The sequence below is a fragment of the Streptomyces sp. NPDC059037 genome (genome assembly GCF_042740015.1).
GTDB lineage: Bacteria > Actinomycetota > Actinomycetes > Streptomycetales > Streptomycetaceae > Streptomyces.
The window spans coordinates 1-14,879 of the sequence record NZ_JBHYIG010000249.1 but is presented as its reverse complement, the minus strand read 5'-3'; the positions used below and the strand labels follow the sequence as shown (position 1 = coordinate 14,879).

The following is a 14,879-nucleotide window of genomic DNA, read 5'->3' as shown; positions in this document are numbered from 1 at the left end:
GCGGCCGGTGGGGCCCCTTTTCGTACGCGTCAGACCACGCGTCAGACCACGCGTCAGACCACCTGGTGCAGCCACCGCACCGGCGCGCCCTCGCCCGCGTACCGGAAGGGCTCAAGCTCGTCGTCCCAGGGTTTGCCGAGGAGCTTGGCGAGTTCGGCCTCCAGGTCGCTCTCGCCCTGCTGGGAGCGGGCCAGGGCGGCGCGCAGCCGGTCCTCCGGGATCAGGATGTCGCCGTGGATGCCGGTGACGGCGTGGAAGATGCCCAGTTCGGGTGTGGCGCTGTAGCGCTCGCCCTCGGCCGTGGCGCACGGCTCGGACGTGACCTCGAAGCGCAGCAGATCCCAGCCGCGCAGCGCGGACGCCAGTTTGGACGCGGTGCCCACCGAGCCCCGCCAGGAGAACTCGGATCTCCAGCTGCCGGGCGCCGCGGGCTGCCGGATCCAGTCGAGGTTGACGCGCGCGCCGAGCACGCCCGCGACTGCCCATTCGACGTGCGGACACAGCGCGCGGGGCGCGGAGTGCACGTACAGAACTCCACGTGTCGTCACCGGGACCTCCAGTGTGGGTCGAGGTTCGCCTTCCCCAGCGGCCTCGCGCCCGTGCCGAGCGTTGTTCCCTGAATTCGAGAAACTCCCGAAAACGGGACAGATGTGACGTGATGTAATTTAGCGGAACCGCGAGAAGAGGGTGCCACTGGGTGGCGAGGCTACCGTGCGGCGGCGCAAGGAGTGTGACGTACCGTCGGTCCCAAAGCCAGGAATCGCCCACCATTCACCCGACGGGGCGCCATATCGCTCAGTTCGCGTACGCGGACCACAGATACGCCGACGACAGAGGGGACCTGGGGATGCGGAACCGAAGGCACCGCACACGTGCCGCCGTCGCCACCGCGACGGCGGTTCTTCTCGGCGCCACCGCCCTGACCGCGTGCGACGCCCAGGGCGGCGCGTCTCCCGCCCCCAACGGCCCGTCGGCGCACAAGAAACCGAAGCCCAAGCCGACCCCCACGTGGGACTCGACGCCGCGCTCCATCGCCGCGGTCGGCGACTCCATCACCCGCGGCTTCGACGCCTGCTCGGTGCTCTCCGACTGCCCCGAGGCCTCCTGGGCGACCGGCACGGACTCCGAGGTGCAGAGCCTGGCGACCCGGCTGCTCGGGAGGGACCGGGCCGCCGAGCGCAGCTGGAACCACGCGAAGACGGGCGCCCGGATGGCGGATGTGCCCGGACAGCTGGAGGAGGCCGCGGCCGAGCGCCCCGAGCTGATCACGGTGATGGCGGGCGCGAACGACGCCTGCCGCACGTCGGCGGAGGCGATGACGCCGGTCGCCGATTTCCGCGCCGACTTCGAGGAGGCGATGCGTACGCTGCGGCGCGAGCTGCCCAAGACGCAGGTGTACGTCGCCTCCGTGCCGGATCTGAAGCGGCTCTGGTCCCAGGGGCGGACCAACCCGCTGGGCAAGCAGGTGTGGAAGCTGGGCATCTGCTCCTCGATGCTGGCGGATCCGGACGCGGTGGACGCGAAGGCGACGCAGCGCAGGGACACGGTGCAGGACCGCGTGGTCGCGTACAACGACGTGCTCAAGGACGTGTGCGCGAAGGATCTGCGCTGCCGGTACGACGGCGGGGCGGTCTTCGACTTCCGCTTCGACGGCGACCAGTTGAGCCACTGGGACTGGTTCCACCCCAGCAAGGACGGGCAGTCGCGGCTCGCGGAGATGGCCTACCGGCAGGTGAAGGCCAAGAACCCCGCCAAGAATCCGGCCGAGGATCCCGCCGGGTGACGCGGCGCGGCCCGGCGTAGGGTCGCGATCATGCGCAGTGAACTCTTCGGGACGCTCCCCGACGGCACGCCCGTCCATCGCTGGACCCTGGAAAGGGGCGGGGTACGGGTACGCGTCCTGACGTACGGCGGGATCATCCAGTCGGCGGAAGTTCCGGACCGGTCGGGGCGGAGCGGGGCGGTGGCGCTCGGGTTCGACGATCTTCAGGGGTACGTCGACCATCCCGGCCCCTACTTCGGCGCGCTGGTCGGCAGGTACGCGAACCGGGTCGCCGGGGGTTCCTTCGAACTCGACGGCCGTACGTACCGCCTGGCGCGGAACAACGGGTCCAACGCGCTGCACGGCGGGGACGCCGGGTTCGACAAGCGGGTGTGGGAGGCGGCGGAGGTCGAGCACGGGGTGCGGCTCTCCCGGGTGAGTCCGGACGGCGAGGAGGGGTATCCGGGGCGGCTCGCGGTCTCGGTGACGTACTCGCTGGACGAGGCGGGCGGGCTGCGGATCGCCTACCGCGCGACGACGGACGCGGCGACGGTCGTGAACCTCACCAACCACACGTACTGGAATCTGGCCGGGGCCGGCAGCGGTGGCGCCGGCGGGCACGAGGTGCGGATCGCGGCGGCGCGCGTCACGCCGACGGACGGGGCGCAGATTCCCACGGGGGCGTACGAGGAGGTCGACGGGACGCGGTTCGACTTCCGGGCGGCGCGGAAGGCCGGGGCCGGCTTCGACCACAACTACGTGCTGGACAAGGGGGTCACCGCGGAGCCGGTCGAGGCGGCGGAGCTGAGCGATCCGGCGTCGGGGCGTGTGCTGACCGTGGCGACGACGGAGCCGGGCCTTCAGCTGTACACGGCGGACCACTTCGACGCGGGGCTGCCGTTCGCGCCGGGGGACGGGATCGCCCTGGAGACACAGCACTTCCCTGACTCCCCCAACCGGCCGGAGTTCCCGAGCACGGTGCTGCGGCCGGGTGGGGTGTACGAGTCGGAGACGGTGTACGGGTTCTCGGTGCGCTGAGCGGGATCTTGACGCGCTGAGAGACTTCTCAGCCGCTCTCGCCGCGCATCGTCCTGCCCGCCTTGGCGAGCAGCGTCACCGCGCCCAGGCAGATCAGCGTGAAGACCGCCGCGACGGCCTTGGTGTCCCAGCCGCCGCCGCGGAACGTGACGATGATGCCGAGGAGCAGCAGCACCGAGTAGAGCGACTGGCCGACCCTGGCTCCCGCGGGGATCACCCGTAGGAGCTGCGGGATGGTGGAGGCGGCGGCGAGTGCCTGGCCGAGCGGGATGGCCGCGCCGAGCATCAGGGCGCCGAAGCCGAACGAGTTGCCGTAGGCGCCCCAGCCGGCGCCCGCGACGAGCAGGAACACGGCGACGGCCAGCGAGAGCAGGGCGAGCAGGCCGTTGAGATACGCCGCGAGCGTGGCCGCCTTGCGGGCGCTCTGGAGATGGGCGACCGGGGAGCGCCAGGCGTCCGCGGTGATCGAACGGAGCTGCCGCTTCATGGCGTTCATCTTGAGGAACGAGATGACGCCGACCACGAAGCCGACGATGCCGACGGGTACGGCCGCGAAGCCCAGCGGCTTCTCGGTGATGCCGAAGTGGGCGCCGCCGAAGGTGAGCGGGATGCCGACGAAGAGCGCGAGCACGAACGCCTTCGTGGTGTTCTGGATGCGCAGGACCAGGTCGCGCTGCTCGGGGCTGAGACCGGGCGCGGGCGCCATCATGCCGTCGCCCACGGCTTGTTGGCCCTGCTGGGGCGGGTGCTGCTGATACTGCTGCTGCGGTGGGAACTGCTGGTACTGCTGCTGCGGCGGGTACTGCTGATACTGCTGCTGAGGCGGGTACGGCTGGCCCTGCTGGGGCGGATAGGGCTGCGGCGGGTATGGCTGACCCTGCTGACCTGGGTACATGTGTTTCTCCCCCGAACGTGCTGTTGTCGGCCCGCGAGTCTGCCACAACCGCACAGCACGCCACGGGCCCCGGGGGTACCGCCCCGGGGCCCGCACCGATCCACCGCCGAACCGTCACACGACGATCAACTCGCTCAGGCGGCGGTCGGCGATCGAGCGGCCCGCCTGCACTTCGTACGAACCACTTTGGCGAGCCCAGGAGTTGGCGGCCTCGTCCCAGATCTCGAAGGAGCGGGGCGGGATGTCGACCCGCACCTCCACGCTCTCGCCGGGCGCGGCTTCGACGCCCGCGAACCCGGCGAGCCAGCGGACCGGTCGGTCGCCGTCGTGCGCGGCCGGCGCCAGATAGACCTGGACGACCTCACGGCCCGCGCGCCTGCCGGAGTTGCGGACGCGGACCGTGGCCGTCGTGCCCTCCACGGTGAGCGACTCGTACGTCCAGTCGGTGTAGCCGAGGCCGTGGCCGAAGGCGTACGAAGGGGTTCTGCCCTCCTTCTCCCAGGCGCGGTAGCCGATGAACACGCCCTCGGAGTAGGCGAGTTGGCCGTCGGCCGGGGTCACCGCGGTGACCGGTGCGTCCGTGAGGGTGCCCCATGTCGTGGGGAGGCGGCCGCCCGGCTCCTCGTCGCCGGTGAGGACGTCCGCGAGCGCCGCGCCGCCCTCCTGTCCGGGGAACCAGCCGAGGAGGACCGCGGCGACCTCGTCGCGCCACGGAAGTTCCACCGGGGAACCGGAGTTGACGACCACGACCGTCCGCGGGTTCGCCGCGGCCACGGCCCGCACCAGGTCGTCCTGGCGGCCCGGCAGCCGCAGGTCCTGCCGGTCGAAGCCCTCGGACTCGACCCGCTCGGTGGTGGCGACGACCACGACCGCCGTGTCGGCGCCCCTGGCGGCCCGGACCGCCTCGGCGATCAGCTCGTCGGGGTCGCGCCGCGGCCCGAGGTGGACGAAGGAGAACATGACGCCGGGCAGTGGCGGGGCGTACCCCTTGTCGAGGCCGTGGTGGAGGGAGACCTCGACCGTCTCACCGGCCGTCAGGTTCACCTTGGCGCGCTCGACCGGTGAGCCGAAGAACGCCTCGAAGGGGTCGGATTCGGCCCCCATCTCCTGCTCGCCGTCGAAGACGACCTCGCCGGCGACGGTGAGCCTGAAGGCGCCGAGTCCGCGCGTCCCGAAGGAGTGCTCGCCGCTCTCGCGCGGCGTGAACGTGCCGACGACCTCGATGCTCGCCATCGTCTCGTGGGTGACGCCGTCGGGCAGATCGTCGCCGATCCACTGGACCTGCCCGGAGGGCAGGCTGCCCTCGCCCAGGACGTTCCCGGCCGCGTCGCGGCAGACGGCGCGCAGCTCGAACCCCTTGTCGGCGGGGGCGAGTTCGTCGCTCGGGTCGGCGCCGACGGCGTACGTCACCGCATCGGCACCGAGCGCCGCGGTCAGACCGTCGAGCGGCGAGACGACCCTCGCGGGGAAGACGGTCGCGGAGCCGCCGCCCAGGACGCGGGCGTCGCGTGCGGCGGCGCCGATGAGGGCGACGGACGCGGTGCGCTCCAGGGGCAGCGCGCCGTTCTCGTTGCGTACGAGGACGAAGGCGCGGCGGGCGATCTCGCGGGCGAGGGCCTCGCCGTCGATCTCGGCGGGGAGATCTGTGACGACGGGCTCGGCGCCTTCGAGGACACCTGCGCGGGCGGCGAGGCGCAGGACGTTGCGGACGGCTTCGTCGACCGTCGACTCCTTGACCTCGCCCGCGCGCACGGCCTCGGCGAGCGCATCGCCGTACACGGTCCGGGGCCCCGGCATGGCGACGTCGAGACCGCCGTCGATGGCGCCGTGGGTGGAGCGGGCGGCCATCCAGTCGGAGACGTTGCAGCCGTCGAAGCCCCATTCGCCGCGCAGGACTTCATTGACCAGGTAGCGGTGCTCGGTCATCGTCGCGCCATTGACCTGGTTGTACGCGGTCATGATGCCCCAGGGGTGGGCGTTGGTGACGATCGCCTCGAAGGGGGCCAGGTACAGCTCGCGCAGGGCGCGCCCGGAGATCGCGTTGTCGACCGTGAAGCGGTCGGTCTCGGCGTCGTTGGCGACGAAGTGCTTGACGGTCGTGCCGACGCCGCCGGACTGCACGCCCTGGACATAGCCAATACCGATCACGCCCGTCAGGTACGGGTCCTCGCTGTACGCCTCGAAGTGGCGGCCGCCGAGCGGTGAGCGGTGCAGGTTGACGGTCGGCGCGAGGAGGACGTGGACGCCCTTGCGGCGGGCCTCCTGGGCGAGCAGGGTGCCGGCGCGGCGGGCCAGGTCCTGGTCCCAGGTGGCGGCGAGCGCGGTCGGGGACGGCAGCGCGATGGACGGGTCGTCGGCGGTCCAGCGGATGCCGCGCACACCGATCGGGCCGTCGGACATCACGAGGGGCTCAAGGCCAATCTCGGGCAGCGCGTGCAGCGACCACATGTCACGGCCGCCGAGCAGCCGGGCCTTGGCGTCCAGATCCAGCGTGCCGAGCGCGGTCTCGACGGCCGCCTCGCGCGCCTGGTCGGCGCGGGTGGCTCCGGGGCCCTGTGTTCCCGCCATGGCGGTACCTCCTCGTTGAAGTCCGTTCCGTACGCTCCCTCCATCCTGCACCGACTACCTGTAGATCGGTAGATTTAGTTATCTCGCCGTTATATTGGGGGGAGTGTGACGGTGGCGTACGGTCTGCGAGCAGGCGACTCAGGAACGCGAAGAGGCAGGTGCAGGTGCCATGGCGCCCAAGGCCAGGAGCAGGGCCCGGAGCGAGGAGCGGCGTGCGGAGATCCTCCGGGCCGCCTTCGAGGTGATCGCCGAGCGGGGCTACCGCGGCGCGACCCTCGGTGCCGTCGCCGAGCGGGTCGGCCTCACCCAGCAGGGCTTGCTGCACTACTTCCCCACCAAGGAGGCGCTGCTCGTCGCCGTCCTGGAGGCCCGCGACCAGTGGGACGCGGTGCCGACGAGCGAGATCCGCCTCGATCTGCTCGGCTCGCTCGTCGAGTACAACGCGATGCGCCCCGGCATCATCCAGACCTTCTCGGCGCTGCTCGGCGAGAGCGTGACGGACGGGCATCCGGCGCGCGACTACTTCACCGGGCGGTACGGCTCGGTGCGCGAGAAGTTCGCGGACGTGCTGCGCGCCGAGTACGGCGACCGGCTGCCCGGCGGCCTCACCCCGGAGGCGGCGGCGCCGCTGCTGGTCGCGGTGATGGACGGGCTCCAGTACCAGTGGCTCCTTGACCCCGAATCGGTGGACATGGCGGGGGCGTTCAGGGACTTCCTGGGGCTGCTCGGCGGGGATGCGCCGTAAGTCAGCAGGCCGAGTCATAACGGTCCTGGCACGAAGGTGATCATTCCCTGGTGCCGCCCCGCCGCCCCGGTGTGAGGTGAGGCCTCATGACCCGACGTGTGCTCCGTGCCTCCGCCGTACTCCTCTGCTGCGGGCTCCTCGCCACGGCCTGCGCGGCCGGCGACGAGCGCTCCGAGGGCTCCGCGCGGCCGAAGCCGGGGAAGCGCGACCTCTCGCTGCCGGCCTGGAAGCCCGCGACGGCGGACGTGCCGCGCGGCAAGGGCAGCGAGCTGCCGTCGGACGTCAACGGGGACGGGCACGGCGACCTGGTGCTCCCGGTGACGTACGAGAAGAAGAGCAGGCTGACCGTGGTCTACGGCTCCCGCGACGGTCTCGATCCCGCCGCGCGCACGGCCGTCACGGGACCCGGCTCCCGGTTCTCGCCCAGCGGAACCGTCCGGATGGGCGACCTCGACGGGGACGGATTCGCGGACCTGGTCGGCCTGTTCAGCGAGGCGGCCACCGATCCGGCGGCGCCCGGCCCGTCGGATCCGGCGGCGCCCGGCACGCCGCAGCCGACGATCGGGCAGTACATCGTCTGGGGCGGCCCCGAAGGACCGGACCCCGCCGCCGACCCGACCCCGCTGGCCACCGCGGCCGAACCGGATTCCGTCACGGGACAGCCGGGCGACTTCGACGGCGACGGCCACACCGATCTTGCCCTCACCCGGGACGACCGCCTCGAACTGCGGTACGGCCCCTTCACGCGGGGCGGCGGCGCGGCCCGCACGTCGACCGACTGGCGGGTGCCGTCGCGGCTGGCCGGGAGCGACTGCTGCCACGACGACATCGCCGAACTCACCGCCGGTGACGTGAACGGCGACGCGGCGACCGATCTGGTCGTCCAGCCGTCCGGCGACGGCGAGCAGACCGCCGCGGTGCTGCTGTTCGGCGGCGCCGCCGGGGGCCGTTTCCCGGCCGCCGAGCACCGGTTGCCCCTGGGCGGTTCCACCGCGCTCGGCGACTTCGACGGGGACGGCCGCGGCGACATCGCCGTCGGGGACAGCGGCGGCCGCAACAACGAGGCCGAGGACGGTGCCGCCACTCCGCACGATCTGGCCCCGATCGTCGTCGCGTACGGCGCCCGTGAGCGCTATGCCGCGCCGGTGACCAAGACCGTCCGAGGATCGGAGGCGCTCGGGCTTCAGCTGGTCGCGGCCGATCTGAACGGCGACGGCAAGGACGAGCTGATCACCAGGCACGGCACGGACCTGGAGGCGATCCTCGCCAAGGACCTGAAAGGCGTCGTCGTCCTGCACGGCCGCGACGGCGGCCTGTCGGGCACCGACCGGCACAGCGTGCGCGTCAGCGGACCGAAGCGGTACGCCGGCAAGACGCTGAAGCCCTTCGACCGCCGGATCGGCATCTTCGCGGCGCGTGCCTTCGGCGGCGACTCCGCCGAGCTCGTCCTGGTCTGGTCCCACAAGACCACGCCGGCCCGCTGGTGGATCAGCCGCGGCGACGACGGGACCGAGGGGATCACCTTCACCGCGGGGCAGATCGCTTCGGGGTAAGGCGGGCGTTGTCAGTGGGGTCGTGCATCATCGAAGCACGGAACGAGGAAGGCAGGGGGGATCGTCATGCCGGTCAGCAACCAGCAGGTGGTCGGGCACGGATTTCTCGGGGAGCTCTACGGGGACTCGTATTACCCCGATCACCTCCTCGACAAAGGGAAGGCGATCCTGCTCGGGCTCTGCGCGCGGATCGAGTCCGAGCGGCCCGCCGACCTGGACGCGCTGTACGTCCTGACGGCGGTGGCGACGGAGGAGTTCAACGCGCTGGAGGAGGAGTTCGTCGCGGCCGACAGCGAGATCGAGACGATCGCGCGGGACGCGATAGGCGAGGACTTCGCCTTCGTGGCGTCGGCGTACGGCTTCGCGGACGCGGACGTGGAGGAGCTGATCGCCGCTCGTGAGTGGTGACTCGTCCGACGCACTGCCCGCCGCACTGTCCGCCGTACTTCCTCCCGAAGGTCACCCCATGCCCCCGGCCAAGATGCACGCCGACGAAGCCGACATCGACGCGGCACTCGTACGGCGGTTGCTCGCCGCGCAGTTCCCTCGGTGGGCCTCGCTCACCGTCACGCCCGTCGAGTCGAACGGCACCGTCAACGCCATCTACCGCATCGGCGACGACATGGCGGTGCGGCTCCCCCGCGTCGCGGGAGGCGTCGACGACGTACGGACCGAGGTCGAGCACCTGCCGCGGCTCGCCGAGCGGGTCCCCTTCGCCGTGCCCGCGCCGCTGGGGAAGGGCGAGCCCGGCGACGGCTATCCCTGGCCCTGGTACGTCTACCGCTGGCTCGACGGGGCAAACCCCGTCATCGGCGGCGTCGCCGAACCGAAGCTGCTCGCGGCGGACTTGGCACGGTTCGTGACCGCGCTGCACCGGGTCGAGCCCACCGGCCTGCCCACCGCGTACCGCCCCGGTCCGCTCGCCGCGCGCGACCGGGACACCCGCGACGCCATCGCCCGGCTGGACGGCGTCATCGACACCGGCGCGGCGGCCGCCGCCTGGGAGACCGCCCTGCGCGCCCCCGAGTGGGCGGGCCCGCCCGTCTGGGTCCACGCCGACCTGCAGCCGGGGAATCTGCTCACCGCGGGCGGACGTCTCAGCGCCGTCATCGACTTCGGCTGCATGGGCATCGGCGAACCGGCCGTCGACCTGATCACGGCGTGGAGCCTGCTGACGGGCGAGGCGCGCGAGGAGTTCCGCGCCGCCCTGGACGTCGACGACGCGACCTGGGCGCGGGGGCGCGGCTGGGCCCTGTCGATCGCGCTCATCGAGCTGCCGTACTACCGGACGAGGAACGAGACGATCGCGCGGACCGCGCGGCACGTCATCGAGGAGGTCCTCGCGGATCACGCCGTCGAGAAGCCCGAGAAGCTGTAGCCGCGGCGCCTTTCCTGCCGGAATACTGCCTCCACCCCCACCGGCCACGGAAGGACTCCCGTGTCACTCAAGCCTCTCCACCTCCCCAAGAGCCCCGCGCTCCCCCGGTTCACGGCGGTCGGCACCGCCCTGCTGCTCGCCGCAGCGAGCGCGCCCGCGGCGGCGTCCACCGCCACCACGGCCGAAAAGACCGCCTCGGTCGAGGAGCAGCGGCTCGACCGCGCCGCCCCGCAGGAGATCCTGCGCCGCAGCGGATTCGACGCCGTGGCACCAAAGTTCGCCCGCGCGCTCGACCGTGCGCAGTCGTACGGCGAGGCCGAGCGCATCGTCGTACGTCAGGGCTCCGCGCTGTGGAAGCGTGCCGTCGACCGGGCACAGGACCGGGGCCCCGCGGCCGGCGACCTGAGCAGGGACGACGACCGGCCGCTGTACTGGGCCCGCATCGCGATGACACGGGAGCTTCGCCAATGGTCGGGCGCGGAGCACGACTTCGGGGTGGGCAAGGACCGGCAGGCGGCTCTCATACGGGCCCTGGAGACCACATCACGCGGCCAGGACTCCGTCCGCTACCCGAGCCATGCGAAGAAGGACGCCGCGGGTCACCGCATCAAGCGGATCCTCGTCACCGGCTTCGACCCCTTCACGCTCGACCGGGACGTCCGCATCAGCAACCCGTCGGGCGCCACCGCGCTCGCCCTGGACGGCACCGTCATCGACACCGCCGACGGCCCCGCCCGCGTCGAGACCACCGTCTTCCCCGTCCGCTGGCAGGACTTCGCTGACGGCACGGTCGAGCGGGTGCTGCGCGACAAGCTGCCGCGCGTCGACCTCTTCACCACCATCAGCCAGGGCCGCGTCGGCCGCTTCGACATCGAGCGGACCAACGGGGCCTGGCGCGGCGGATTCCCCGACAACGAGACCATCGCCCGCACGGAGACGATCCCGGTCACCGACCCGGCCACACAGCCCCAGTGGACGTCGACGACCCTCCCGTACAAGGAGATCGTGAACGGTGCGACGGGCCGCTTCCCCGTGTACGACAACACTTCGGTGACCGAGATCCCGGCGGGCGGCACCGATCCCGTGGTCCGCCCCGACGGGCCCACCGCGGGTTCGACGGCGCGGGAGGGCGGCGGCGGGAACTACCTGTCGAACGAGATCGCCTACCGGGCGACGCTGCTCCGCGACCGGCTCGGGCTGCACGAGAGCCTGCCGGGCGGCCATGTGCACACGCCGGTGCTGCAGTTCGGCGCCGGCAACACGGACCCGGCGACCGGCAAGGTCACCGATCCCGAGTTCGTCCGCAACCGGCTCGACATCATCGCGCAGGTACGGCAGATCCTGACGGCCGCTATGAACGCCCGGCGGTAGCGTCGTCCGGGTCGTCCGCCGCGGGAGCGGTGGCAGTGGTGGCAGCGGTTTCTTCCCCCACCAGTTCCCGCGCCATCAGCGTCGCCCCCGCGACCGCGCCCGGCATCAGGAACACCGCGACGAACGGCACCAGGAAGGCGACAGCGAGCGGGGTGCCGAAGCCCCAGGCCAGCTGCTTGTGGCCGCGCAACAGCGCGAGCCGCTCGCGGAGTTCGACGCCCCGCCGCTGCAGTGCCACTCCCGTCAGCTCCTCGACCAGGAAGAAGCCCGTCACGCAGAAGCCGACCACCGGGATCACGGTCTGGCCGACGACCGGGATGAAGCCGAGGGCGAAGAGCAGCACGCCCCAGACCAGGGCCCGCACGAGGATGCGCAGGCTGTCCCGCGCCGAGATCAGCAGTTCGCGCCAGAGCGGCAGGCCCGACTCGGGGGCGTAACCGGATACGGAGATGTCGACCTTCTCGGAGAGCGACTCGTAGAAGGGCTGGCCGATGAGGAGGGTGACCGCCGTGAAGGTGAGCACCGAGAGGAGCAGCGCGAGCGCGAAGAGCAGCGCGGTCAGGAAGCCGCGGAACAGTCCGGCCCACGGCGACGACCAGTCGTCGGCGAAGGGCGTCGCCCAGTCGACGAGGTCCGCGCCCCACAGGCCGAGCGCGACGAGCGCCCCCGCGTAGAGAAGCAGGGTGATCAGGCCGGGCAACAGGCCGACTCCATACTGCTTGCCATGCTGGGCGACCCAGCGCTGGCCCTTCATCAAGTAGCCGAAGCCCCGTCCTAGATCACGCATGCGGCACAGCCTATCCGCCGGTCACAGGAGTGACGGGTGGGGCCCAAGGCCCTCTTGTTGTGCGGGGGTTGAAACGGTAGACCACGCGTACCGATCCGATTCCGGAGGTACGTATGGGCACATCCCGGCCATCCCGGCCATCCCGACCGTCCAGACCCGTCCTGCTCACCACGCTCGCCGCCGCGGGCGCCCTCGTCTTCACCACGCTCGCACCCGGCAGCGCGACCGCCGACCCGAGTCCGGGCCGCGACATCCACCGCGAGGGCTCGCCGCTCAGCAGCACCGAGCGGGCCGCCAAGGCTCCGGCGAGCGCGGCCGACCGTGCGCTCGACGACGCGAGCGGCGGCACCGGCCTCACGGACACGAGGAACCGCGGCTACCCGCGCGAACAGAAGCTGACCCCGCCGCCCGCGAACCCTGACGACAAGTCGATAAAACTGGGCCTTGCGCCCTACCACTCCATAGCCCCGAAGCTGAACGACATCCAGGGCATCGGCGACCGCGTCAGCGTGGAGATCGCGGGCCGCTCGGCCGGCGGCCACCAGCTCTACCTGGTGACCGTCACCGCGCCCGAGTCGGCCAAGGAGGCCGCCCGCCAGGAGCGGATGCGCGAGCTCATCGAGAACGCGCCGGCGGCCGCCGCCAAGGATCCGGCGGTCAAGTCCTCGTACAAGACACCGGTCTTCATCAACAACAACATCCACGGCAACGAGTGGGAGGGCACGGACGCGGCCCTCAAGCTCATCGAGAAGCTGGCGAAGGCCGAGGACGGGAAGTCGAAGGACCTCCTGACCCACAACCGCCTCTACTTCAACGTCACGGCCAACCCCGACGGCCGTATCGCGGGCACCCGCGCCAACGCCAACGGCTTCGACCTCAACCGCGACTTCATCACCGCGTCGCAGCCCGAGGCCCGCGCGATGCGGGACATCGCCATCGCGAAGCAGCCGGCCGTCATGATCGACCTGCACGGATACGTCAACGGCACACTGATCGAGCCGACGACTCCGCCGCACGGCGAGAACTACGAGTACGACCTCTTCCTGAAGAACACCTACGCCAACGCGCTCGGCATGGAAGCCGCGGTCAACGGCCTCGGCTACACCCCCGAGAAGGACGGCGTGGAGCCCGCGGTCATCCCCTTCCGTGACCAGGAGGAGGGCTGGGACGACTGGCCGCCGATCTTCACCCCGCAGTACATGCTGTTCCACGGCGCGGTCGCCGCGCACACCATCGAGTTCCCGATGGTCGTCAACAACGAGGAGTACGACGACCTCCCGGTGCCGGAGCTGCGGCGACGGTCGGCGATCAACGTGGACATCGCGGGCGCGGCGATGTCGGCGACGCTCAACTACACGCAGGAGCACCGCACTTCACTGATAGCCGACCAGATCGAGACGTTCCGGCGGGGCGCGACGGGTGCCGCGCAGGTGCCGGTGTCGCCGGAGACCGTGCCCGGGGTTCCCGGCATCGGCCCGGAGGACGTGTACACCACGGACTTCCCGCGCGCGTACGTCATCCCGGCCGGGTCGCGCGACCAGCGCTCGGCGGCGGCGGCCTCGCGGCTGGTGCGGCATCTGCTGGACAACGACGTGCGGGTGGAGCGTGCGACGCGCGACTTCCGGCTCGGCGGGACCTCGTACGACAAGGGTTCGTACGTCATCGACATGCGTCAGCCGAAGCGCGGTCTGGCCAATGTGATGCTCGCCGACGGCCGGGACATCAGCGACAAGGTGTCGACGATGTACGACATCTCCGGGTGGAGCCTCGGCCGGCTGTGGGGCGCCACGGTCGCATCGGTGCGGGGCGGCGGCCTCGACGGCGTCCCCGCCAGGGCCGTTCACGAGCCCTCGCGGGTCGGGCGGGTCGCGTCGCGCGGGGATCTGCGGCTGCGGCTCGACGACGCGCGGGAGGTGGCCGCGCTCAACTGGCTCCTTGGGCGCGGGGTTTCGGTGCGGCGCGCCGCGGGTGACGACGGCAGCGTGATCCTCTCGTCGAAGGCGCGGGGTGCGGCTCTCGCCGCGGCGAAGAAGTACGACGTGGCGTTCGACGCGACCAAGGCGAAGGCGGGGGCGGTGGTGCGGCGCACGCGGGTCGCGGCGGCCGTGACGCCGGGTGAGCTGTTCGCTCTGCGGGAGATGAACTTTGACGTGGTGCCGGTTTCGACCGCCGTGCTGAACGCGGGGTTCGACTGGAAGAAGTCGGGTGGCGTGGACGCCTTGTTCGTCTCGGCCGGGCTTTCCTACGGGGAGTTGAACGCGGAGGCGCGGGACGGGCTCGACGGGTTCCTCGCCGGGGGCGGCGGGGTCGTCGGGCGCGGTGCGGAGGGTGCCGCGCTGAACTCCGATGCCAAGTTGCTTGCCGCCAAGGCTGTTTCCGGGAACGGGGATGCGAATGGTGTGGTGCGGGTGGTGAATGCCGGGCCGCTGACCCGGGGTGCGCCGTCGCATTCGTTCGTGTACGCGCCCGTGTGGTTCTCGGAGTTGGGGAGTGGGGTGCGGGTCGAGCAGTCCTATGGGGACGGGAATCCGCTGCTGTCCGGGCATTGGCGGCCGGTGGACGGGGCGGGTGGTCCTGCGGATGCGGCGGGGCAGGCGTCTGTGGTGAGCGGGTCGTCGGCTTCGGGTTCAGGGGTCGTCCTGTTCGGCACCGAGCCGCTGTTCCGTGACCATCCGAAGGGGGTGTTCCCGCAGGTGGGGAGGGCGCTGCTGAGCGTGGGCTGAGGCTCTGCCTCCGGCGGTTCTTTCCCCAACCCCGCCCCTTCCCGAACTATACGCGGACC

12 protein-coding genes are annotated in these 14,879 nt (G+C 71.6%); 8 read left to right on the top strand and 4 right to left on the bottom strand.

Going from position 1 to position 14,879, the window contains the following annotated elements:
• Nucleotides 1-53: 53 nt before the first annotated feature.
• Nucleotides 54-548, bottom strand: coding sequence for a DUF3145 domain-containing protein (locus ACFWY6_RS35550; RefSeq protein WP_266867413.1), 495 nt, complete (start codon nt 546-548; stop codon nt 54-56).
• A 299-nt stretch (nt 549-847) separates the two neighbouring features.
• On the opposite strand from ACFWY6_RS35550, the gene ACFWY6_RS35545 reads away from it, so the two are divergent.
• Both ACFWY6_RS35545 and ACFWY6_RS35540 read left to right on the top strand, forming a co-directional pair.
• Nucleotides 848-1,783 carry an SGNH/GDSL hydrolase family protein gene (locus ACFWY6_RS35545; RefSeq protein WP_384699530.1) on the top strand — a complete coding sequence of 312 codons (936 nt, stop codon included), beginning with the start codon at nt 848-850 and terminating at the stop codon, nt 1,781-1,783.
• Nucleotides 1,784-1,813: 30 nt separating this feature from the next.
• Nucleotides 1,814-2,800, top strand: coding sequence for an aldose epimerase family protein (locus tag ACFWY6_RS35540; protein ID WP_384699528.1), 987 nt, complete (start codon nt 1,814-1,816; stop codon nt 2,798-2,800).
• A gap of 28 nt (nt 2,801-2,828) precedes the next feature.
• Here ACFWY6_RS35540 and ACFWY6_RS35535 read toward each other — a convergent pair whose 3' ends face one another.
• Both ACFWY6_RS35535 and ACFWY6_RS35530 read right to left on the bottom strand, forming a co-directional pair.
• A complete protein-coding gene (locus ACFWY6_RS35535) occupies nt 2,829-3,695 on the bottom strand; it encodes a hypothetical protein (RefSeq protein WP_384699526.1) in 867 nt (288 codons plus the stop codon).
• A gap of 114 nt (nt 3,696-3,809) precedes the next feature.
• On the bottom strand, nt 3,810-6,263 hold the full coding sequence (locus ACFWY6_RS35530) for a glycoside hydrolase family 3 protein (protein ID WP_384699525.1): 2,454 nt from the start codon (nt 6,261-6,263) through the stop codon (nt 3,810-3,812).
• Between the two features lie 169 nt (nt 6,264-6,432).
• Between ACFWY6_RS35530 and ACFWY6_RS35525 the strand changes: the two genes are divergently transcribed.
• The 5 genes from ACFWY6_RS35525 (at nt 6,433) to ACFWY6_RS35505 (ending at nt 11,310) form a co-directional block, all read left to right on the top strand.
• Entirely contained in the window at nt 6,433-7,008 is a 576-nt protein-coding gene (locus ACFWY6_RS35525) for a TetR/AcrR family transcriptional regulator (protein ID WP_384699523.1), read from the top strand.
• Nucleotides 7,009-7,094: 86 nt separating this feature from the next.
• On the top strand, nt 7,095-8,561 hold the full coding sequence (locus tag ACFWY6_RS35520; protein WP_384699521.1) for an FG-GAP-like repeat-containing protein: 1,467 nt from the start codon (nt 7,095-7,097) through the stop codon (nt 8,559-8,561).
• Nucleotides 8,562-8,627: 66 nt separating this feature from the next.
• Nucleotides 8,628-8,969, top strand: a complete 342-nt coding sequence (locus ACFWY6_RS35515) for a DUF5713 family protein (protein ID WP_384699519.1) — start codon at nt 8,628-8,630, stop codon at nt 8,967-8,969.
• 58 nt (nt 8,970-9,027) lie between these two features.
• Nucleotides 9,028-9,939: an aminoglycoside phosphotransferase family protein gene (locus ACFWY6_RS35510; RefSeq protein ID WP_384699532.1), complete on the top strand. Its 912-nt coding sequence runs from the start codon at nt 9,028-9,030 to the stop codon at nt 9,937-9,939.
• 60 nt (nt 9,940-9,999) lie between these two features.
• Entirely contained in the window at nt 10,000-11,310 is a 1,311-nt protein-coding gene (locus tag ACFWY6_RS35505) for a pyroglutamyl peptidase (protein ID WP_384699517.1), read from the top strand.
• On the opposite strand, the gene ACFWY6_RS35500 is transcribed toward ACFWY6_RS35505, so the two are convergent.
• On the bottom strand, nt 11,291-12,097 hold the full coding sequence (locus ACFWY6_RS35500; protein ID WP_384699515.1) for an EI24 domain-containing protein: 807 nt from the start codon (nt 12,095-12,097) through the stop codon (nt 11,291-11,293). The two genes, ACFWY6_RS35505 and ACFWY6_RS35500, sit on opposite strands and share 20 nt — an antisense overlap.
• Before the next feature lie 113 nt (nt 12,098-12,210).
• On the opposite strand from ACFWY6_RS35500, the gene ACFWY6_RS35495 reads away from it, so the two are divergent.
• Nucleotides 12,211-14,820, top strand: a complete 2,610-nt coding sequence (locus ACFWY6_RS35495; protein ID WP_384699513.1) for a M14 family zinc carboxypeptidase — start codon at nt 12,211-12,213, stop codon at nt 14,818-14,820.
• Nucleotides 14,821-14,879: the final 59 nt, after the last annotated feature.

Coding starts and splice junctions, on each gene's coding strand:
- ACFWY6_RS35540 (WP_384699528.1), top strand. CDS start 1,814: ATGCGCAGTGAACTCTTCGGGACGCTCCCCGACGGCACGCCCGTCCAT.
- ACFWY6_RS35545 (WP_384699530.1), top strand. CDS start 848: ATGCGGAACCGAAGGCACCGCACACGTGCCGCCGTCGCCACCGCGACG.
- ACFWY6_RS35500 (WP_384699515.1), bottom strand. CDS start 12,097: ATGCGTGATCTAGGACGGGGCTTCGGCTACTTGATGAAGGGCCAGCGC.
- ACFWY6_RS35510 (WP_384699532.1), top strand. CDS start 9,028: ATGCCCCCGGCCAAGATGCACGCCGACGAAGCCGACATCGACGCGGCA.
- ACFWY6_RS35535 (WP_384699526.1), bottom strand. CDS start 3,695: ATGTACCCAGGTCAGCAGGGTCAGCCATACCCGCCGCAGCCCTATCCG.
- ACFWY6_RS35525 (WP_384699523.1), top strand. CDS start 6,433: ATGGCGCCCAAGGCCAGGAGCAGGGCCCGGAGCGAGGAGCGGCGTGCG.
- ACFWY6_RS35520 (WP_384699521.1), top strand. CDS start 7,095: ATGACCCGACGTGTGCTCCGTGCCTCCGCCGTACTCCTCTGCTGCGGG.
- ACFWY6_RS35530 (WP_384699525.1), bottom strand. CDS start 6,263: ATGGCGGGAACACAGGGCCCCGGAGCCACCCGCGCCGACCAGGCGCGC.
- ACFWY6_RS35515 (WP_384699519.1), top strand. CDS start 8,628: ATGCCGGTCAGCAACCAGCAGGTGGTCGGGCACGGATTTCTCGGGGAG.
- ACFWY6_RS35495 (WP_384699513.1), top strand. CDS start 12,211: ATGGGCACATCCCGGCCATCCCGGCCATCCCGACCGTCCAGACCCGTC.